Here is a 19,144-nt window from a genome sequence, read left to right as displayed (position 1 = left end):
CGTATTTTAAAAATAAGAAATCTGAGAAAACGCGTTAGATTGAATAGAATTGTACTGGTAAAAATAGCATAACAGTTATTTAAAATTGTACTGTAGTGTACATATATATTTCCAGTAAATAGCGATTAAATCATCATAAATTGACTGAGTAATTGATGATGGATAAAACAAATATTGGCTGGCTGAATGGTTTTATTGGTGTCGCGATTTTTGCTGGCTCTTTGCCTGCAACCCGTATTGCCGTCATGGGGTTTAGTCCAGAATTTTTAACCACAGCTCGAGCAGCCATTGCAGGAAGTATTGCTTTAATCTGCCTGTTTATTTTACAGCAATCAAAACCTACTTTTGCCCAATTTAAATCATTGGTTATTGTGGCTTTAGGTGTGGTGATTGGTTTTCCATTATTTACGGCCTTAGCTTTACAAACAGTATCCTCGGCACATGCTATTGTCTTTGTTGGTCTCTTGCCTTTATCGACTGCAATTTTTGCAGTTTTACGTGGGGGTGAAAAACCTGCTACACAATTTTGGTTATTTGCCTTAATTGGCAGCGCCATTGTGGTTGGATTTATGTTTTATGAAAACCGTAATTTAAGTTTTAGTGTGGGTGATCTCTATATGCTTGCATCAATTGTTGTCTGTGGATTGGGTTATGCTGAAGGTGGAAAGCTTTCAAGAGAACTGGGTGGATGGCAAGTGATTTGTTGGGCTTTAGTGGTTGCATTACCCTTGATGCTTATCTCAAGTCTATATTACCTACCATCAAGCTTTGCAAATATTCATTGGCCAGAAACAATTGGTTTAATCTATGTGTCACTGTTTAGTATGTTGATCGGTTTTATTTTTTGGTACAAAGGTCTAGCGTTGGGCGGAATTGCCAAAGTTGGACAAATTCAATTGGTACAACCGTTTATTGGTTTAATGCTTTCAGCGGTTCTATTGGGTGAGCATGTAAGTTTTGCAATGATTGTTGTTTGTTTTGCAGTTGTGATCTGTGTTGCTCTGGCAAAACGATTTGCATAGGAAATGGAAAAGCTTAAGCATTTATTGACTATATCTGTATATCGATTTAATCAAGTACAATGGGATAAATGCCTAAGCTAAAACAAAAACTGTCAATTACAGATATGGTTTATTTTGCTAATTTTATTCAACATGTTGACGCTTTAAGGAGAAAAAACATGAGTGATTCTCAAAATTGGCAACAAATAATAAAAACCATTTCAACTGTTCAACGTGCCTCTATGCATTGTTCGATTGCAACTGTCGATCAATTGGGGCAACCCAATATAACGCTTATAGGAACAGTATTCTTAAAAATGATCAAACTGGATTTTTCTTTGATACTTATAGTGAATCATTTAAAGAAAACATTCCTAACAATAGCAAAGCATGTTTACAAGCAGTGAATAGCAAACGTTTTTTCTGGTTGAAATCGATGATTCTTGGTAAATTTTCAGATTTTCCCGGTGTTCGTTTAAATATCGAAATTGGTGAACTACGTATTGCCACTGCTGAAGAATTAATAATGATTGAACAGCGTATCAAACCACTCTCATGGACTAAAGGGAGCCAATTGATTTGGTCTAGTTTTACCCATGTTCGAGATTTTAACGTGACTGGTTTTAAATGGGTTCAATACCCAACCATGATGCCAAATTATGAGTTTTAAACTTACTTAAAGTAAGCCTATTTCATTAAATAAGTTCTTATATGCCTCTGCCTTCTTATCCAGTGCTAATGGATACGCTCTTGATGAAGAAGGCATCCGATATAAACCTATCTCTCGTCCAGCAAATATAGCTTGTGAGGATTGCCCTATCTGTGGCTTTTCAGTTTCTTCAGGCATAGATAACATCAAGGTATCTGTTGCCTTATCTCCAGTGGTCATGATGCTGTTACATTCAGGAATTTGCGTTAAAAGCTGTGCTAGGTCTGTGGGGGTTTTAATCTGTAGGAATTTATCTGAGGCATTTCCTTTTAAGCGAATAACTTGATACGCCGTATCAAAAATTGCGATACCTTTTTCGATTAAGAACTCACGAATGCGTTGTTCTTTAAAATTTTTATTGGGTAAATCTAAAAAGTGGTCTTTATTTTCAAAGAAAATAAGCCCAAAAATCCGCCACATATCATTTTGATAATTCGGATAGTAAAAATCCATCTTCCATCTGCTTTGAGGCGGTGGAAAGCTACCAAGCATCAATAACTTGGCATTTGCAGGAAGAAATGGTTTGAGTGGGTGGGTTTCTATTTCGATATCAGTCATTTATAAATAAGAAATAATTTAAGAATTATGCTGTTATCTTAACATTTTTACTTGCTAAGCGTGGGTTATCATTTTTTATCTTTTACTTTAATAATACCGTTATTTTTATTGAGCATTCAGTTTACCAGACTGACAGAATTAATTACACGGATAATTCGCTCTGAATAATAAAAAAGCATGTTATAAACATGCTTTCTCTCTAAAAATATAAATAAATCATATAAAACTAAAATATATACTCTCTTTTTAAAGTTATTAGTTCTTTTTGAATTTCAAAAATATCTCCGTATGATTGAGATAGCCACTTTTCCCTATCGTCACTTCTTAATAGCATAGATATTCTATCTTTAAAATCCTTATCCTTTGAGTTTTCTTCACAAAATTGAATATTCTCTTTTTTAAGGATACTTAACAATGCTGAAGGAAATAATGAAAAACTAACGAATGAAAAATTAAAACTTGATAGTTTTTTTGAAATTTGTTTTAGTTCATCATTCATTTCCAATTGGCGTGATAAAATTTCCAAATTGGCCATTTTTCTGGTAAATTGATTGTATTCAAGCTGCAATTTGCTATAAGGCTCATCTAGTCTATCAAGATAATTATTTATTAATTCATTTAACTCTCTTGAGCTTCGTTCTAGTCCAAGTATTTGATCTTCTATCTCATTAATTAACTCCAATTTTTTATTTAACTTATGTGGCTCTCTCCAGTCACTATATACCCATATAGCAACGATTGGTCCAATAAGATAAGTTGCCCAAATAAAAATATTTATTATATTAGGCATATTATCTTCACTCCACTTTCCACCAATAAAAATATAAAAATAAAAACCTACAGAACAAATAGAAATATAAATACACAACATCATTAAAATCATTTTATATTTATTTAGACCATCTTGATCTTTACTTCTAAAATATTCTTTTAATTTAAAATCTATCTCTTGTGCAACATCTACATTGCCTCTAAGTCTTATCCAAATAATTAGAAAAAATAAAATCCAAATTTTATAAAAAACATTAGCAGAAATTAATATTTTAAAAAATACTATTAAAATATAATAAATTGCATATATCGAAAAACCTCCAGTTAGTAAAATAAGCCCTAAAAGCATTATTAAGATGAATATGTTTACTATAAAACCCGATAAGTGCTTTATAAAATTACTTTTATCTAAAGACAATAGTTTATATATATATATCATACAAAATTTACTTATTTACGGTTACATAAAAAATTAGCCAGATCACTTTTACTTGAGCCTGAAACTAAATCAAACCATTTAGTAGGATCGCTCTTTATATCCTTCACAGAAAGATCACTACCGCCTATTTCACGCATTTTCATCGTAGAACAATTAGTTTCTGTCTTAGTATAGTAGGTATCATATACACCAACTCGCTTGTGAATTGCGATTATGGTATTTCCATTTTTTTTAGATTCAAGCAAATAGTATTTACCTTTGTCACCACTAACACTTCTCGGAATAAATGTTTCCGCATAAACAGTATGAACAGTTCCCAAAAGAATCAGACTCAAAAAAAATATTATTTTCACTTCATACCTCATATTTATCCATAATAATTTACTTATAAACAACATATTAAATATACTACAATTAAATTTTTATGAAAGTCTTAATCGTATCAAATAGCAATTATGAGGTTCTTTAGTTTTATGATGCATTTCTAGCCATTTTTATTGCAAAATATGTCAAGCATTGCTCTAAAAATCAATAATAAGGAAAGAAAATGAAGTTTAATTTCTCGTTGGATACAGCAATCATTATTTCACTGATAGCCATTTTTCTATTTGTATCTGGTCAAGCTTATTTAGGCGGTTTTTTACGCCCTTTCTATGTTGATCCTATAGTCTTAAACTTTAGCGTTCAAGACAAAATCTATTGGGGATTTCTTAAAGCATTAAACCCTTTAATAACTATTTTCCTAATTGGCATAACTCTTTATGTTTTGAAATACATCTATGTCTCACTCGAGTTAGATCAAAAGATTGTTGATTTCTTAAGACGTAAAATCAAATTTCGATTAAAACATCAAGTTAAACCACATAATTCAAGCCAGACTGATAAATTAGAGAAAAATTACACAACTTTTACTATCTATGTATCTTTAATCATAGGTTGTTCATTCATGTTGTTCACATCTATTCTTGACACACAAGAAAAAGGTAAAAAAATGGTTCAGAAGTACTTTCCAATATTAAAGAATTACCTTTAATAAAAATTACTGGCAATGAAAATAATCTTAAACAGTACCGTATTTTATGTGGTTCTGCCCTTTGTGCTGTAATAGATGAAAAGAAAAATGTCTCTTTAGTTGAGCCGAAAAACATTTTGTATTTGAGTTCGAATTTTGATGTGAAAACAAGCTAAGCAGCAATCTATTGAAACAGTATGATTTTTGAATTGTTTTAACCCTCTATAAATAGAGGGCTTTTCCATAGATATGGGATAAAAATTTCAATTCATTTTCTAACTACTGAACATATAAATTTTATTTTGATCCAAAGGAATTAAGCAATAAAACCACCATCGACACTTAATTCAGCACCGCTAATATAGCTCGCCTGTTCACTCGCTAAAAATAAAACAGAATTCGCAATATCAATGCCCTCGCCATATCGACCTACCGGGATATTAGGCAGTAATAGGCTTGCTATTGGTCCATCTATAGGGTTCATATCAGTATTGGTTGGACCAGGATGAATGGTATTAATTGTAATACCTTTAACGCCAAGCTCCCTGACTAACCCTCGTGCAAACCCTGTGATTGCGCCTTTTGTAAGAATATAAATTGATGCTCCACTAAAACCAGAATAATTGACCATCGTACTGCCTATATTTATTATTCTTCCACCTTTCCCCATGTGTTTTAAACTTTCACGAGTGGCCAAAAATACCCCCATAATATTGACAGCCACCAATCGCTCGAAAGCACTGATTGATACCGACTCTAGACTGCCTAAATGACTTATTCCAGCATTGTTGATTAATATATCGATTTTATGGAATTTTTTAGCAACATCTTCTATCGCTTTGATTAGCATTTCAGGATACCCTGAATCTGCCTTTATCGCTATGGCTTGCCCACCATGAAACTCGATTTCTTTAATCAATTCTTCAGCTTTGATTTGCGAAGAATGATACGTAAAAGCAACTATAGCGCCATGGGCGGCTAACGTCTTGACAATTTCAGCACCAATACTTCGCGATCCACCGGTAACTAACGCAACTTTTCCAACCAGCGATAATTTATTTAACATTTCACATTACTCTTTCATTAAAGTCTCCCGACTATAAAATCAGTACTCATTGTGAAGTAGAGTGCTTTTGCTATAATCTTTTTCAAGTAAAAATTGAAAATAGAATATGGAAACGCTGTCTAATCTCGAATCATTTATAAAAAGTGCAGAATATGGAAGTTTTTCTGCCGCAGCACGACATTTAAGCCTAACACCTGCCGCAGTGTCTCGAAATGTAGCGCAGTTAGAGCAAAATTTAGGTGTTCGGCTTTTTCATCGAAGTACCAGAAATCTTAAATTGACGGAAGATGGTGAACACTTTTTTATCAGTATTCGAGACAGTTTAAATAGTATTCAGACAACTATTTCAGAATTTAATGTTGATTCGAGCAAGCCCAAAGGCATTTTAAAAGTCAGTTTAAGTGCTGGATTTGGGGTGGAATATATCCTGCCATTGATGCCTGAATTTATCGACAACTATCCAGATATCAAACTTGAGTGGCACTTATCTAATAGACAGGTCAACTTAATAACAGATAATTTTGATGTGGCAATTGGAAGTGGGATTAAATTAGGTCAAGGCATCATTATCAGACCACTATCCCCGCTGCACATGATTATTGTTGCCTCACCTGATTATTTAAAACATAAAACACGGCCCAATCATCCAGCGCAAATTTCCGATTGGGATGGGATTGTCATGAAATCTCCTCAAACCGGTAAGTTACATGAATATCAATTTACAGGTCCAAATGAACAAGAGTTTTACCTTAATTTAAATGAAAAACTTATCGCAGATGATCCAAGTGCATTACATCAAGGCGCCGCTTTAGGATTAGGTGTTGCTGCGATCTCCACTGCTCATGCAAGAAAATATATAGAAGATGGAACTTTAATTAGAATCCTACCTGACTGGTATGCAGATTTAGGAAATACCAATCTTTATTTTTCTAGCAAAAAACACATGCCAGCAAAAACTAGATGTTTTATCGATTTTATTGCGCTTAAATTTGAACAGCTAAAATTGAATCAACAACTATCTGCTTTGAATATGGGAAAAAACACCACACTTTCAATTAAAAATTAGTTTTATTGACAGATTTTCAACAAATCGGAATAAGTGTTTCAACTGTTCTGTAGCTACAAGGGACACTTCAATACAACAATAATGTATTGATCAGTCGTTAGATACGGCCCCTATCTAGAGCAATGTTGGAGATCCATTTATGAATACTACGAATATACAAAATACTGAAAATCGTGAAATAACAGAAACTTTAGCTGTTTTAGAAAGGCATTTAAATGCTTTCCGCTTAGGTGATGTAGACTTAACAGTGCAAGACTATGCATCTGATGCCATCATTATCAATGGAACCGATACGGTAATACGTGGTACCGATCAGATTCGAGAAACATTTATAAGTGTATATCGGGATTTTTTCCCTGAAGGTACACGTGAAATTAGTATAGAAGAAAAAACAGTCTATGGTGAAGTCGCCTATATTCGCTGGTCAGCGCCTAATGCAAAAATGGCCACGGATACGCTGATTGTGAAAAACAATAAAATCGTGGTGCAAACCTTTGCTTGTCATTTCGGTTAACGAATCTCAGAAATAAATACATGTCAGCTGAATTTAAATTAGCCAATACATTCTATCTAGACATTCCCAAAATGGATGAAATGCTTCTTATTTTAAGCAATGAGCACAATGCATAAATCTGAGTGACGCTGTTTTTTTTCATCCATTCTGCGGAAGATCATCATTTAGGTAAGATTATGCCTCGATCACCCCATATACAGAAATCAACTGATAACCCCTCTGAAACAAAACCTTATACCCTAGCATGGATCAGTATTTTAAGCTTTTTAACCTTGCTCGGTCCTATGTCAATAGATATGTATTTACCTGCATTTCCTGAAATTGCAGTAGAGTTTGGTGTGACAACCAGTGTTGTGTCATCATCATTGCCCGCATATTTTTTAGGTTTAGTCATTGGTCAACTTGTTTATGGCCCGATTAGTGATCGATTTGGACGTAAACCACCGCTATATTTTGGATTAACTTTATTTGTGATCGCATCTGTTTTGTGTATTTTTACCACACAAATAGATCAATTGTTAATGACAAGAGTATTGCAAGCTTTAGGTGGTTGCGTTGGAATGGCTATGGTTCGTGCAGCGATTCGTGATCGATTAACACCTAAACAGTCTGCAAGAGCTTTATCCAGCATGATGCTCATGATGGGGCTGGCACCAATTCTTGCCCCGATATTAGGTGGATGGCTTTTAGTCAATTGGGGATGGCAAAGTATTTTCATTTTCCTTGCCTGTTTTGGTGTCATCAATATTGTTCTTGTGCATTTTTATTTTGAAGAAACACTGAATGACCATAAAAGAAAATCTCTTCATGTTGGCGATATTTTTATCAATTATTTCCATGTTTGTCGGGACAAAAGTTTTTTAACCCCTACACTTATAGGTAGTTTGTCTTATGCAGCATTCTTTTCTTATATTGCCGCTGCACCAGCGATTTTCATTGATCAATTCCAGATAAAACCTGAAAATTTTGGTTATTATTTCAGTATAAATGCCGCTGGCTTGATTATTTTCTCGCAAATCAATCTTCGTCTGATTGGTCGTTTTAGCCTTATAAGAATCTTATTACTCGGTATTCTGATTCAAGTGATGAGTGCGATTTGGCTATTTATCTCGCCTCGATATGATTTGGTCAATCTATCCTCAACCATGCTCGGATTGTTTGGTCTTGTCGCAGGTCTTGGATTGGTAAGTGCAAACAGTAATGCATTGGCATTATCTCAACAAGGTCAACGTGCAGGTACTGCAAGCGCACTTCAAGGTGCTATTCAATTCTTAATTTGCTTAATTGTGGTGCCGATCAGCCATACCTTTCATTTTAATCCACTTATGAATCTATCAATGATTATTATGATTTGTACAATGCTGGCATTAATCCTCACAATGATATATCAGAAAAGCCAACTAAATTTCACTAGATGATTGATATTACATTTGTTTTCTAACAATATTTGGTGTTTTTCCTGTCCATTGCTTAAATGCGTGAATAAACGTGCTCTGTTCTGAATACCCGATTAAAGTTGCAATAGTTGTTAAATTTAAACTTTTATCCTTTAAGTACTCTAAAGCTAATTTTTTTCTTGTATCCTGTAATAATTCACGAAAAGTTATACCTTTATTGAGTAGCTGCCTATTTAAAGTACGCGGTGAAACAGCAAGGCTAGATGCAATTAAGGCCAATTTAGGTTCGCCTAAAGCGATATGATGAATAATCTGTAACTGAACTTTTTTTATGAGTTCGTCTTTATATTCTAAGTCTTTTAATAAATCATATGTCTGCTTTGTTAGTATAGATTTTAAAATCGTATCAGGCATTAGATTTTTAATATCAAAAACTGATTTATCAAACTTAATCCACATATCATTTTGTTCAAAATTGATTGGACAAGAGAAGAAATCTATCAGTTCTTGAGTGTTTTCTTTAGCAGCGTTTCTCATTCCTAAAGCGATCGGCTTAACTTCAAGACCCGTAAGTATTTTTATAAATTGAACTGGAGCAGCTAAAGAAAATAACTCTTCTTGATAACCTGGTAAACAGAGTTCGATTTTTCCGACAATAACAAAGTCTTTCTCACTTTCTCTTATCTCCAATTCGTGGACATCAAAAAAGATCTTTTGAAATAATTTCATTAAATTTAAAGATTCGGCTAAATTTTCACTGCTATAAAGTAAATATCCAGCTATTCCAAAGCTATTAAATCTTATCGTTTTTGCAAAATTCAAACTAAAATTTGGATCTCCTGTTATTTCCTCTGCAGTTTTCAAGTATCTACGCCATTCTTTCATAGGTAAAAAATCAGTATTAAAATCAAAATCTAAAACCTTTCTCATCATTTCATGATCAATCTTTAGTTCACTTAAATATTGATGCAACCATTGAAAGTAATATGTAGATATTCTTGCTATTGCCATAAAAATTCCTATTTTGGCGTGAATTCCTAATTTATAGAGTGATACTACCAATTTTTCTCCTAGAAGAAATACGAAAATATCTATTGAAAGCCTAAAAAAGTTCTAAGGGATTTATATGGAAATTAAACTTATTCATAAACTGAATAAAATCAAACAGAATTTTTCATTCATCAGTGAGGTGCTTAATAAAGAATTAGGATTGAAAGAAATTCCATTATCTGAGCTGCGTAGTCGATATGAATCGGTACATTCTAGATATGCCATGATCCAAGGAATGAATGTACATTTCACAGATCAGGGACATGGACAAGTCATTGTCCTACTGCATGGCATATTGTCTTCTTTGCATACATGGGAAGCTTGGGCTGAGTATCTAAAAAAAGACTATCGAGTTATAAGTATCGATTTACCTGGATTTGGCTTAACAGGCCCACATCCTCAAAAAAAATATCATCCTGATGATTATGTTGAATTTCTTTCTGAATTTATTCAACATTTAGATATACACGATTTTCATCTAGCAGGTAATTCAATGGGTGGATTAATTGCATGGTTATTTACTAGAAAATTTCCCAACAAAATAGGTAAATTAATCTTATTAAATCCAGGCGCATATCATTTCAAACCTAGCAAGATATTAAAACATATCTTAGATTCAAAATTATTAATACTGGCCAAGCTAACAGCGCCTAGAATATTATTTAATTTAGGATTAAAAGATGTATACAGCAATAAACAACGAATAACCCCTGAAATTTCTCGACGATATCATGAGCTTTTTTACGCGAAGGTAATAGAGAGGCTATGCTTGAATTAGCTAAAATATTAACAGAAATAAATCTGAAAGATGAGCTAAAAAACAAATAAAATATATTAAAAATCCAATTTTACTTCAATGGGGTACTGACGATAAATGGTTGCCATCAACGCAGATTAATAAATGGGAAAATGATGCAAAAAATATAACTGTTATAAAATATGCAGGAGTTGGTCACATACCAATGGAGGAAACGCCTAAAATGACTGTAATTGATGCTAAGTCCTTTATAGATCAGTAATATAGTTATGGCTAGATGTTCAAAATCAATGTATTTAAACCACCCGCAGGTGGTTTAAATGCGACAAACACAATAAAACTCAGTAGCCATTCGCGCTTAACTTAACTCTAAAAGGCTCTGTTTGATTTTTCATCATTTCCTTCATCTCTGCTGTGATCTCAACACCCATCTCTTCAAGCATTAACAAACCAAATTCTGAAGTGCTCTCTGCAAAATTTTTGTTATCTATTAACATTTGAGCAAGCTTTACATTTTTAGGAAAATCAGGGAAAAACTCATTAAAGTCTTTTTTATCTTCAATTCCAAAATAGATAAATCTTCGCCATTCATTAGTTTGAATATCGCGTATAAAAATTATGTCAGCTTCAGTCTGCATACGTTTTTTAAATATTTCATCTTGTGATTGCATAGGCACAACACAAACTTCACCTACACTAGAAATATAGTTTAATTTTGGTTTTAAAAATGTAGAATCTATATTTTTATAAGATCCATCTTTGGCTAAATCTTGCTGTAATTTGATGTCTTTTCTATACTCAGCATCACTGATCCATTCGCCTGAAGAAAAAGTCTGTCCTTGATGCTTAGGTTTAAGTTTACGGTCATATTCAATCTGATCATAAAATTTTAGAACATCATCAAGTGAACCATTTTTTAGTATTTCGACTTCCTTGTCAGCTTGCTTATTAAAAATCTCATAGCTTTTTTCACACTGTAAGTTCTCTGCAAAGGAGAAACTTGATGCTAAGGTTGTTAAAGCAATAATGAATATTTTTTTCATGAAATACCCTCTTAATATTTTGGGGATAAGATACTCAGGTTGAGATCAGAAATAAACCTTACAAAAAATTTATTTAACACAACACATTAGCTGATTTTTTCAACTTGACCACTAAGCTATTATTTTTAAATAAATTTTAGCAACATTCCGACAAAACTATTTTGCATCAAATCTCTTTATGAAGGGTCAATTCTTTATTGCTGCTGTGATTACTGGCTTTAAAAAATTACTAGAAATTTCATATAGAACAAAGCTTTAATCAATATTCTTAGTTCTAATAAAAGTCGTTGCGTCAATTTGCCCCCATATAAAAAATACAAAACTTGGCGATGTGCTGTTTTTAATCGGAAAGTTCAAATAAAATAATTAAATATCTTGAATTTGTAACAATTTCAAGATATGGTAATAAAAATCATTGCATATCTCGGTAATATATTTGATAGTTAAGGTTCTTTAAGATTTATCTAAATATTAACTGACTTTATACAACCGAAAACTTTTTCTTAACATTAAAAATCAATTCGTTATGAACATTAAACTTTTTACAGCATTATTCTTGATCATTGCCCTGTCTGCTTGCAATAAAGAGCCTGAGCAGCATACAACTGCGCAAACAGATCGACCTACCCTCACTGCACAATTTGAACAATCAGATGAAATGATTAGTAAATATCTTGATCAACTTGATGATCCAAATACGACATTGGATGATAAGACCAGAATCGTATGTCAAGATTATCCTAAAGAATACAAATCGAATTACATGCCAAATTTACTTAAATTAAATCCAGAGAACTATACTGAAGCTAAATTACTTTCAGACTTAGATATTGCTTTAAACTATTACAAAGAAAAAGAAAATATTCAGTGTAAAGTTACAAGATAGTGATGGTCATTTATCAAGTTTTAGCGCTTACAATTTTTAAAAAAAATTTAGATTAAATGTTTGTTTTATATAAATAGTTTAAGTGTTTGGTATCTAATAAAAAATAGGGAGCTTAAAAGCTCCCTATTTTTAGTTCTTTTCACGGTAGTATTGATGTTTTCTTTTTGAATGGTGTTTCCAGTTTTTTCCACCATAGCAAAAAAAAGGTGTTGGCTCTGTAACCCATGAATCCATCAATGGTCGACCACGTCTGCATCTTAGTTTAAGAAAATAAGATCTATACTCAATCTCGTGTAAGAAAAAACTACTTTTTTCTTGCTTAACGCTGTAGTGGCGATAATAAGTATCTTGGCGATGTGGAAAAATTTCATCATCATAATCGCCAGTTAAACCTTTTTTAACAACGCTTACATATTGTTGTTTAAGGTGTTTCAGTTTATCCATATTTCTCTCATTAGGTAGTTAAAACCTAATAGAGAGTTTTCGCGTAATAATTCATATTTTATGTTCTTTTTGAATTTGCTTAATTTTATCACATGAATTTGCTAAAAATACACTGTGAAATTTGTTTTGCCCAAATTTGATAAATTTCCTGACTCGGGTGAAAACCATCACGTGCCATTTGTAAATTTAAAGTTTTAAAATGGGCTAAATCAAAACGAATCAATTGATAATTGATTTTATTTTCGATGAATTGGGCTAACTTCTGATTCATTGCACTCGAATACTGTCCAAACAGCCATCCCAATGGATTTGGTAATGCTGGAAACAGATTCATTGGGGGAACACCCGTGACTAAAATCATCTTTGGCAAAAACTTAGCTTCAATTTCTGTATAAAGCCCCCTTTGTTGCTGAATCCATTTGTGTGGTGAAATAAGTTTTGTGACATCGTTTACTCCAACCGATGTAATCACAACATCAAACTGCTGATTGTCTAATTGCTTGGTTCTTTGCAAAATTTCTAAGGTACTATCCCCTGTTTTCGCTTCTAATTGATAAGTGACTTCAAAATTAGAGGCTAATTCATCGAGTAAACACCCCAATAAGGCTTCACGTTGATCTTCAACCCCCACACCTGCGGCAGCAGAGTCACCCAAAATTAAAATAGATAGTGCTTTTCCTTGTCCTATAACACCTTTTCGCAATCCTTGAGGTTCAGCTAATCGAGGTGTATTTTTCTTTACGCGATAACCTTGAAGAATTAACGCGGGAACAAGAACAATGGTCGAAATTTTTAAAAGCATATTTGAGTACCAATCCAACAAAGCTATCTCAAAATCAGTCAGAGTCAGATATAGTTTGTCACAATATTAAAATCATAAAGTTCAATGTCGATTTTACTTAATTGTATGGCCAAGTTGCTATTGGGCTAAATCAACAAAATTTAAGGCGAAAGCAAATATAAATGTACCAATAAACTCAAAAACTAAAACAGCATACTTCCTGCTTTTGCTCATCAAATAGGCATTATAGGTCCCGATTAAAATAATACCAAGATACATTAACTTTTGAATATCATCCATTTGCATCAGGCATTGTTGAATTTCACAGTGCTTTTCAAAAAAGAAGAGATACAAGATACGCGCAAGAAAAACTAAAAAGCTGGTCAGGAAAAAACCCAATACGATAAACATATTAAAATTCTCATTATTTTTTATCCAGTTAGATTTTAAAGCTTTATCTATGCAATGCAATAAAAAAGACCCTTGCTGGGTCTTTTAAAGCTAAATAAAGCTCAACCAAGTTTATTCACAATTTTTAATGGCAATATTTTCATAGCTAGGCCTATCGGCAACCAAGGCCATTGTGGTACATAAGCTTTAACAGGTTGTTTTTCAATTGCTTTAACCAATAAATGAGAACCTGTTTCAACATCAACCTCAAACGGTAGTTTTTTTGCCCCTTCATTAATTTCAGTACGAATATAACCCGGGAAAATCGTAGAAACTTTAATTTTCGTGTCAATTAACTCAGCACGTATTCCTTCCGCTAAAGCAGCTACACCAGCTTTACTTGCGCCATATGCGGTCAAGTGTTTAGGCATACCACGAAGTGCACTCATAGACGAAATCACAACCAGATGACCAAACTTTTGCTCACGGAATATTTCAACAGCAGCTTCACACTGTGCCAATGCAGAAATAAAATTGGTTTCTACAGTTGCACGGTTAATCTCAAATTTACCATTGCCAATTCGACGACCATCACCAACACCTGCATTGACGATAATACGATCGAGCTTACCAAAGTCTTGCTTGAATGCTCGAAAGACTTGAAATACTTGCTCATAGTTGGTCACATCTAAAGTTTTGGCAATCACTTTGATACCATATTTAGACTCCAACTCTTGTTTTAAGCTTTCTAAACGCTCTAAACGACGCGCACAGACGGCTAAGTTATAACCTTTTTGCGCAAATTCTCGTGCCATTCCCGCACCAATTCCAGAACTTGCGCCAGTGATTAAAATGGTTTTTGCCATGACAAATTCCTTAAACTGTTTTTATATTTCTAAAAGTGCGACTTTAAATCCACGTCAATAGTTGCGGATCTTCAGCCTTAATAAAATGATGTTCATTCAAACTCAATAATTGCGGTTCATTTCCCACCAGTCGTAATGTGGTTAAACTGGTATTGGCAATTGCCCAATTCAATGCAAAAGTTTTATTGGCGCTTAACTCCAAGAGTTTTCCTGCAACAACTGAAATAACACCGCCAGAAGTAAATACGATTGCATAGCGAGGTTTAGTCTTCACCAGCTCATCACATAAATTCTGTAAAGCCGTTTCTACACGGTTTTTAAAATCTGGCCAAGATTCGTCATACTCATGGTGATATTCACCACCAGTCCAACGGTCAATTGCCCCTTCAAAAATTTTTGCCAAGTAGGCACGTGGGCTTTTTTCTTTGGCAACATCCTGTTTAAGTAGATGCGGTTGATTAAAACGCGGATCATATTGAGCAAAAACTTGTTGATGGTTAAATTCATTCCAATGATGGTCCGTCACAATTTGAGCATCAGAAAAACTTTCAGCCAAAGCAAAACTTGCTGTTTGCTGATGGCGTAACATTGAACCTGCAACCACATAAGGCTCTTCTTTCAAAATTTTATCGAGATATTGACCCAATAGTTTGGCTTGTAACTCGCCATTGGGTGAAAGTCTGTCATAACTCTCTGCACCAAATGACGCTTGTCCATGACGAACGAGGTAGATTGTGGTCATTTTCCTAAAATTTCCTTAAATTTTTCAAGATATTTCTGTGCAACTTCATTGGCTTCAATTTTTTGTAAACCGATAAGTTTTAATGCACGAATATGTAAGGCATGAATCACAATCCAAAAATCTTTAAAAGCTGGATTATCTGTTTGTTTATGATAGTAACGATAATAAATTTGCTGTGCGATTACAGCTAAACGGAAAATACCAAATACTTCGTAGAATGCCCAATTATCGGGTTTTAATCCGGTTTTTTCTAAATAATATTCAACCACTTCTTTACGGGTAAGCATGCCTTTTAAATGTGTAGGCTGGCGACGGGTTGATTTAAAAATTTGGTTGTCTGTATCCTCCACCCAATAGGCCAAAGCAGAACCTAAATCCATGAGAGGATCACCAATGGTTGCCATTTCCCAATCCAATACACCAATCACTTGGGTTGGGTTTTTAGGATCAAGAATGACATTATCAAAACGCCAATCATTGTGAATCAAACACGTGTTTGAGTCAGCAGGAATATTTTCATTAAGCCATTTACGTACAAATTTAAAACTCGGCACATTGATGGTGTGCGCCTTTTCATAACGTGCATCCCAACCTTCAACCTGACGACGGCAATACCCATCACCTTTTCCAAGTTTTTCGAGTTCGGTGCCTTGATATGGAACTTGATGTAATTCAATCAGCTTGTCTAAGACATTAATACACAATTCATGCACTTGCTGTTGAGTAAAATTCAGTTCAGGGGGCAGTTTGGCACGCGGAATAATACCTTCAATGCGTTTCATCACATAGAAGTCACAACCGATTACGGATTCATCCTGACACAGCGCGACCATTTCAGGAAGAACTGGGTAGTATGGTGCAAGCCATTTTTGTACATGATATTCACGCGCCATATCATGTGCAGATTTCGCCTTTGTCCCTTTGGGTGGGCGACGTAAAATTAAATCAGCATTGTCATATTTTAAACGATAGGTCCAGTTTGAAGCTCCGCCAGAATATTGAGTCACTTCTACATTGCCTGAAATTTCAGATCCATTTTCAATAAGCCAATTTCCGACAGCACGAATGTCCAACTCCTCGCCTTCACGTATATTTCCACCAATATCAATGACTGACATATTATTTCCCTGAATCTTATGTTTTAAACCATACATCTATAAAGAATGATACTTTTAACTAAAAACTTCGCTTGCTCACTACTTTATATATAACACCTCTAACATAAAGCAGTTATTTTTTATCAGCAAATTGTTATTTTTTACGCGAGCCATAACCTCGTTTTTTTAATTCTAATTTTGCAATCATCCCTTTATGCACTTCATCTGGGCCATCCGCTAAACGTAAACTGCGGGCTTGAGCAAAGAATCCTGTTAAAGGTGTATCTCGTGATACGCCCATGCCACCATGAATTTGAATGGCCATATCAACTACTTTTTCAAGAACTGAAGGTGCAACAACTTTAATGGCTGAAATCTCGGTAAGCGCAGCCATAGTCCCTTGAGTATCCATTTTATACGCCGCATACAGGGTTAACAGTCGTGCTTGATCAATCGCAACACGAGCATCTGCCACACGTTCTAAATTTCCACCTAATTTAAGCACTTCTTTACCAAAAGCAGTTCGACTCATTCCTCGATCAATCATTAATTCTAATGCTTTTTCAGCAGCACCAATGCATCGCATACAATGATGAATACGACCCGGACCTAGACGCCCTTGTGCAATTTCAAACCCTTGTCCAGCACCACCAATAAAATTACTCACAGGTACACGAACTTGATTAAAACTAATTTCGCCGTGACCATGTGGCGCATCATAATCACCAAAGACAGGTAACATACGTTCAATGGTTACGCCTTGAGTCTCCACAGGCACTAAAACCATGGAATGCTGATGATGACGATCTTTGCTTTCATCAGGCGTATGCGCCATAAAGATAATAATTTTCGCATTTGGATCTCCCAAACCTGAAGACCACCATTTACGACCATTCAATACAATTTCATCACCATCTACCACTGCAGTTGCCTGCATGTTGGTTGCGTCCGATGAAGCAACTGCTGGTTCAGTCATACAGAATACTGAACGGATTTTTCCTTCTAATAACGGCTTAAGCCATTGTTGTTTTTGTTGATCTGAACCATAACGCCATAGCACTTCCATATTGCCACTATCTGGAGCATTACAATTAAATACTGTGGGTGCTAATAAACTGCGGCCTGACAGTTCTGCGATATGGGCATATTCCTGTACAGATAAACCTGCACCCAATACTGGATCTGGTAGAAACATGTTCCAAAGTCCAGCAGCTTTTGCTTTATTTTTCAGGACTTCAAGTTGTGCTGGCCATTGCCATTTTGTCCAATCACCGCCTTGATTCAGATGATGGACTTCATTCCAAAAATCAGTTTCTACAGGTTCAATTTCATTTTTAATAAAGGCTTTGGTACGTTCTACAAATTCTTGCGCACGTGCTGAAAGTTCAAACATGCTTATCTTCCTGTAAATATATGGATAAATATTTGAATCGTGACTCTTTACTTTACCTTAGCTGAAAACCTATTATGAACCAAATGATTTAATTCAATACCTCACTATGAATATGATTCATAATAAAACCAATCTTGATATGTCGATTTTCAATCATATTGATATTAATTTATACCCGCTTTTTATCACCATTTATGAACAAAGAAATATTTCAAAAGCGGCAAAGATTTTATGTATTACTCAGTCTGCTGCAAGTCATGCTTTACAAAGACTTAGGCAGCATTTGCAAGATGATTTATTTGTTCGCGCTGGGAGTAAAATGCTGCCTACCCCTTTTGCTGAACAGATTTATCCATCTGTACAAAATGCTTTATTTGCTTTTCAAAATATCTCCAAACAAAAACAACAGTTTGATCCCAGTTCAGTACAAACCTTACGCATTGCAATACATGATGAAATTGAACCGATTATTTTTCCTAAATTGATTCATCATTTTCAAAAATTGAATTCAACCATTCAGTTTCTAAGTACCAAGCTTGACCGCAAAAATGTAATTGCTGATTTGGCTGCTCAACAAGTCGATTTTGTCATTGATCTAGAACAAAATTATGGTGATAAAATTAATTATCAAAATTTGGTTCAAGATCATTTTGTGATTTGTTCTCAGCATACAAATATCAATTCTGAACTGTATTTTGCATCACCTCATATCGGTGTTTCTTCACGCCGTACTGGTTTGCTTTTAGAGGACATATATTTAAATCAAGCGCAATTCCGCCGTCAGATTTTTATGCGTTGTCAGCATTATTCAACTGCTCTGCAAGTTTTAGCACAATATCCTGATGCGATGTTAACCATTCCAAAGCAGATACTGGCACATTTACAAGTTGATCAAAGTATCAATATTTTTGAGCATCCTATTGATCTACCTGTATTAAATATGGGAATTTATTGGCACGGTGCGCTAAATGAAAATTCTAGGCATATTTATTTAAGAGAAGAAATTTCTAAAATTTTTGCTTAGGCTATTTTATAAACAATTGATTTAACATGCGTTTAACCGCTTATGTACTATCATCTCTATTCTTACGAGATTTTTTTCAATCAAGTTGGTGAAATTAAGCCACTTATCTATTCCATTCGACATTTCATACATTGAACT

At 34.2% G+C, this 19,144-nt stretch carries 21 protein-coding genes and 1 pseudogene; 9 read left to right on the top strand and 13 right to left on the bottom strand.

Features of this window, described 5'->3' with window-relative positions; genetic code table 11:
- The first annotated feature begins 158 nt into the window (after nt 1-158).
- Together AC07U8_RS10315 and AC07U8_RS10310 are read left to right on the top strand one after the other, a co-directional pair.
- Nucleotides 159-1,022, top strand: coding sequence for a DMT family transporter (locus tag AC07U8_RS10315; protein WP_167468942.1), 864 nt, complete (start codon nt 159-161; stop codon nt 1,020-1,022).
- A 158-nt stretch (nt 1,023-1,180) separates the two neighbouring features.
- Nucleotides 1,181-1,671, top strand: a pseudogene (locus AC07U8_RS10310) (pyridoxamine 5'-phosphate oxidase family protein).
- Between the two features lie 6 nt (nt 1,672-1,677).
- On the opposite strand, the gene AC07U8_RS10305 reads toward AC07U8_RS10310, so the two are convergent.
- The 3 genes from AC07U8_RS10305 to AC07U8_RS10295 form a co-directional block, all read right to left on the bottom strand.
- Nucleotides 1,678-2,268: a uracil-DNA glycosylase family protein gene (locus AC07U8_RS10305; RefSeq protein ID WP_096734093.1), complete on the bottom strand. Its 591-nt coding sequence runs from the start codon at nt 2,266-2,268 to the stop codon at nt 1,678-1,680.
- Between the two features lie 226 nt (nt 2,269-2,494).
- Nucleotides 2,495-3,388 carry a hypothetical protein gene (locus AC07U8_RS10300; protein ID WP_494737817.1) on the bottom strand — a complete coding sequence of 298 codons (894 nt, stop codon included), beginning with the start codon at nt 3,386-3,388 and terminating at the stop codon, nt 2,495-2,497.
- Nucleotides 3,389-3,489: 101 nt separating this feature from the next.
- Entirely contained in the window at nt 3,490-3,843 is a 354-nt protein-coding gene (locus tag AC07U8_RS10295) for a hypothetical protein (protein WP_494737816.1), read from the bottom strand.
- 182 nt (nt 3,844-4,025) lie between these two features.
- Between AC07U8_RS10295 and AC07U8_RS10290 the strand changes: the two genes are divergently transcribed.
- Nucleotides 4,026-4,511: a hypothetical protein gene (locus tag AC07U8_RS10290; protein WP_494737815.1), complete on the top strand. Its 486-nt coding sequence runs from the start codon at nt 4,026-4,028 to the stop codon at nt 4,509-4,511.
- A gap of 295 nt (nt 4,512-4,806) precedes the next feature.
- Here the strand turns inward: AC07U8_RS10290 and AC07U8_RS10285 are convergent, their stop codons facing one another.
- Nucleotides 4,807-5,556, bottom strand: a complete 750-nt coding sequence (locus AC07U8_RS10285) for an SDR family oxidoreductase (RefSeq protein WP_494737814.1) — start codon at nt 5,554-5,556, stop codon at nt 4,807-4,809.
- Between the two features lie 106 nt (nt 5,557-5,662).
- Between AC07U8_RS10285 and AC07U8_RS10280 the strand changes: the two genes are divergently transcribed.
- The 3 genes from AC07U8_RS10280 to AC07U8_RS10270 all read left to right on the top strand — a co-directional run bounded on the left by AC07U8_RS10280 (nt 5,663) and on the right by AC07U8_RS10270 (nt 8,554).
- Nucleotides 5,663-6,622 carry a LysR family transcriptional regulator gene (locus AC07U8_RS10280; protein WP_494737813.1) on the top strand — a complete coding sequence of 320 codons (960 nt, stop codon included), beginning with the start codon at nt 5,663-5,665 and terminating at the stop codon, nt 6,620-6,622.
- Between the two features lie 139 nt (nt 6,623-6,761).
- Entirely contained in the window at nt 6,762-7,136 is a 375-nt protein-coding gene (locus AC07U8_RS10275) for a Cif family virulence factor (protein ID WP_096734091.1), read from the top strand.
- A gap of 176 nt (nt 7,137-7,312) precedes the next feature.
- Entirely contained in the window at nt 7,313-8,554 is a 1,242-nt protein-coding gene (locus AC07U8_RS10270) for a Bcr/CflA family multidrug efflux MFS transporter (protein ID WP_494737812.1), read from the top strand.
- A gap of 6 nt (nt 8,555-8,560) precedes the next feature.
- Here AC07U8_RS10270 and AC07U8_RS10265 read toward each other — a convergent pair whose 3' ends face one another.
- Complete coding sequence (locus tag AC07U8_RS10265) at nt 8,561-9,544, bottom strand: AraC family transcriptional regulator (protein ID WP_494737811.1); 984 nt, start codon at nt 9,542-9,544, stop codon at nt 8,561-8,563.
- Between the two features lie 115 nt (nt 9,545-9,659).
- Between AC07U8_RS10265 and AC07U8_RS10260 the strand changes: the two genes are divergently transcribed.
- Nucleotides 9,660-10,361 carry an alpha/beta fold hydrolase gene (locus tag AC07U8_RS10260; protein WP_494737810.1) on the top strand — a complete coding sequence of 234 codons (702 nt, stop codon included), beginning with the start codon at nt 9,660-9,662 and terminating at the stop codon, nt 10,359-10,361.
- A gap of 320 nt (nt 10,362-10,681) precedes the next feature.
- On the opposite strand, the gene AC07U8_RS10255 is transcribed toward AC07U8_RS10260, so the two are convergent.
- Nucleotides 10,682-11,383 (bottom strand): hypothetical protein, encoded by a 702-nt coding sequence (locus tag AC07U8_RS10255; protein WP_494737809.1) that lies wholly within the window; start codon nt 11,381-11,383, stop codon nt 10,682-10,684.
- A 526-nt stretch (nt 11,384-11,909) separates the two neighbouring features.
- On the opposite strand from AC07U8_RS10255, the gene AC07U8_RS10250 reads away from it, so the two are divergent.
- Complete coding sequence (locus AC07U8_RS10250) at nt 11,910-12,269, top strand: hypothetical protein (protein ID WP_494737808.1); 360 nt, start codon at nt 11,910-11,912, stop codon at nt 12,267-12,269.
- 129 nt (nt 12,270-12,398) lie between these two features.
- On the opposite strand, the gene AC07U8_RS10245 is transcribed toward AC07U8_RS10250, so the two are convergent.
- The 7 genes from AC07U8_RS10245 to AC07U8_RS10215 form a co-directional block, all read right to left on the bottom strand.
- A complete protein-coding gene (locus AC07U8_RS10245; protein WP_096734085.1) occupies nt 12,399-12,713 on the bottom strand; it encodes a hypothetical protein in 315 nt (104 codons plus the stop codon).
- Between the two features lie 88 nt (nt 12,714-12,801).
- Nucleotides 12,802-13,515, bottom strand: a complete 714-nt coding sequence (locus AC07U8_RS10240; RefSeq protein ID WP_494737807.1) for an SGNH/GDSL hydrolase family protein — start codon at nt 13,513-13,515, stop codon at nt 12,802-12,804.
- 117 nt (nt 13,516-13,632) lie between these two features.
- Entirely contained in the window at nt 13,633-13,905 is a 273-nt protein-coding gene (locus AC07U8_RS10235; RefSeq protein WP_239045664.1) for a hypothetical protein, read from the bottom strand.
- A 101-nt stretch (nt 13,906-14,006) separates the two neighbouring features.
- On the bottom strand, nt 14,007-14,750 hold the full coding sequence (locus AC07U8_RS10230) for an SDR family oxidoreductase (RefSeq protein WP_004720558.1): 744 nt from the start codon (nt 14,748-14,750) through the stop codon (nt 14,007-14,009).
- A 43-nt stretch (nt 14,751-14,793) separates the two neighbouring features.
- Nucleotides 14,794-15,492, bottom strand: a complete 699-nt coding sequence (locus AC07U8_RS10225; protein WP_494737806.1) for a histidine phosphatase family protein — start codon at nt 15,490-15,492, stop codon at nt 14,794-14,796.
- Nucleotides 15,489-16,610, bottom strand: a complete 1,122-nt coding sequence (locus tag AC07U8_RS10220; RefSeq protein ID WP_034610477.1) for a phosphotransferase family protein — start codon at nt 16,608-16,610, stop codon at nt 15,489-15,491. The genes AC07U8_RS10225 and AC07U8_RS10220 overlap by 4 nt, the downstream gene beginning before the upstream one ends.
- A gap of 133 nt (nt 16,611-16,743) precedes the next feature.
- Entirely contained in the window at nt 16,744-17,982 is a 1,239-nt protein-coding gene (locus AC07U8_RS10215; protein WP_494737805.1) for an acyl-CoA dehydrogenase family protein, read from the bottom strand.
- 106 nt (nt 17,983-18,088) lie between these two features.
- On the opposite strand from AC07U8_RS10215, the gene AC07U8_RS10210 reads away from it, so the two are divergent.
- Nucleotides 18,089-19,006, top strand: a complete 918-nt coding sequence (locus AC07U8_RS10210; RefSeq protein WP_494737804.1) for a LysR family transcriptional regulator — start codon at nt 18,089-18,091, stop codon at nt 19,004-19,006.
- The last annotated feature ends 138 nt before the right edge of the window (nt 19,007-19,144 follow it).

This window comes from Acinetobacter sp. GW821-FHT01E09 (genome assembly GCF_059422385.1).
The sequence above is the reverse complement of the archived record's forward strand: the minus strand, read 5'-3'. Positions and strand labels throughout refer to the sequence as shown.

Coding starts and splice junctions, on each gene's coding strand:
- AC07U8_RS10270 (WP_494737812.1), top strand. CDS start 7,313: ATGCCTCGATCACCCCATATACAGAAATCAACTGATAACCCCTCTGAA.
- AC07U8_RS10230 (WP_004720558.1), bottom strand. CDS start 14,750: ATGGCAAAAACCATTTTAATCACTGGCGCAAGTTCTGGAATTGGTGCG.
- AC07U8_RS10315 (WP_167468942.1), top strand. CDS start 159: ATGGATAAAACAAATATTGGCTGGCTGAATGGTTTTATTGGTGTCGCG.
- AC07U8_RS10290 (WP_494737815.1), top strand. CDS start 4,026: ATGAAGTTTAATTTCTCGTTGGATACAGCAATCATTATTTCACTGATA.
- AC07U8_RS10225 (WP_494737806.1), bottom strand. CDS start 15,492: ATGACCACAATCTACCTCGTTCGTCATGGACAAGCGTCATTTGGTGCA.
- AC07U8_RS10220 (WP_034610477.1), bottom strand. CDS start 16,610: ATGTCAGTCATTGATATTGGTGGAAATATACGTGAAGGCGAGGAGTTG.
- AC07U8_RS10260 (WP_494737810.1), top strand. CDS start 9,660: ATGGAAATTAAACTTATTCATAAACTGAATAAAATCAAACAGAATTTT.
- AC07U8_RS10235 (WP_239045664.1), bottom strand. CDS start 13,905: ATGTTTATCGTATTGGGTTTTTTCCTGACCAGCTTTTTAGTTTTTCTT.
- AC07U8_RS10250 (WP_494737808.1), top strand. CDS start 11,910: ATGAACATTAAACTTTTTACAGCATTATTCTTGATCATTGCCCTGTCT.
- AC07U8_RS10305 (WP_096734093.1), bottom strand. CDS start 2,268: ATGACTGATATCGAAATAGAAACCCACCCACTCAAACCATTTCTTCCT.
- AC07U8_RS10300 (WP_494737817.1), bottom strand. CDS start 3,388: ATGCTTTTAGGGCTTATTTTACTAACTGGAGGTTTTTCGATATATGCA.
- AC07U8_RS10275 (WP_096734091.1), top strand. CDS start 6,762: ATGAATACTACGAATATACAAAATACTGAAAATCGTGAAATAACAGAA.
- AC07U8_RS10265 (WP_494737811.1), bottom strand. CDS start 9,544: ATGGCAATAGCAAGAATATCTACATATTACTTTCAATGGTTGCATCAA.
- AC07U8_RS10285 (WP_494737814.1), bottom strand. CDS start 5,556: ATGTTAAATAAATTATCGCTGGTTGGAAAAGTTGCGTTAGTTACCGGT.
- AC07U8_RS10255 (WP_494737809.1), bottom strand. CDS start 11,383: ATGAAAAAAATATTCATTATTGCTTTAACAACCTTAGCATCAAGTTTC.
- AC07U8_RS10295 (WP_494737816.1), bottom strand. CDS start 3,843: ATGAGGTATGAAGTGAAAATAATATTTTTTTTGAGTCTGATTCTTTTG.
- AC07U8_RS10280 (WP_494737813.1), top strand. CDS start 5,663: ATGGAAACGCTGTCTAATCTCGAATCATTTATAAAAAGTGCAGAATAT.
- AC07U8_RS10215 (WP_494737805.1), bottom strand. CDS start 17,982: ATGTTTGAACTTTCAGCACGTGCGCAAGAATTTGTAGAACGTACCAAA.
- AC07U8_RS10210 (WP_494737804.1), top strand. CDS start 18,089: ATGAATATGATTCATAATAAAACCAATCTTGATATGTCGATTTTCAAT.
- AC07U8_RS10245 (WP_096734085.1), bottom strand. CDS start 12,713: ATGGATAAACTGAAACACCTTAAACAACAATATGTAAGCGTTGTTAAA.
- AC07U8_RS10240 (WP_494737807.1), bottom strand. CDS start 13,515: ATGCTTTTAAAAATTTCGACCATTGTTCTTGTTCCCGCGTTAATTCTT.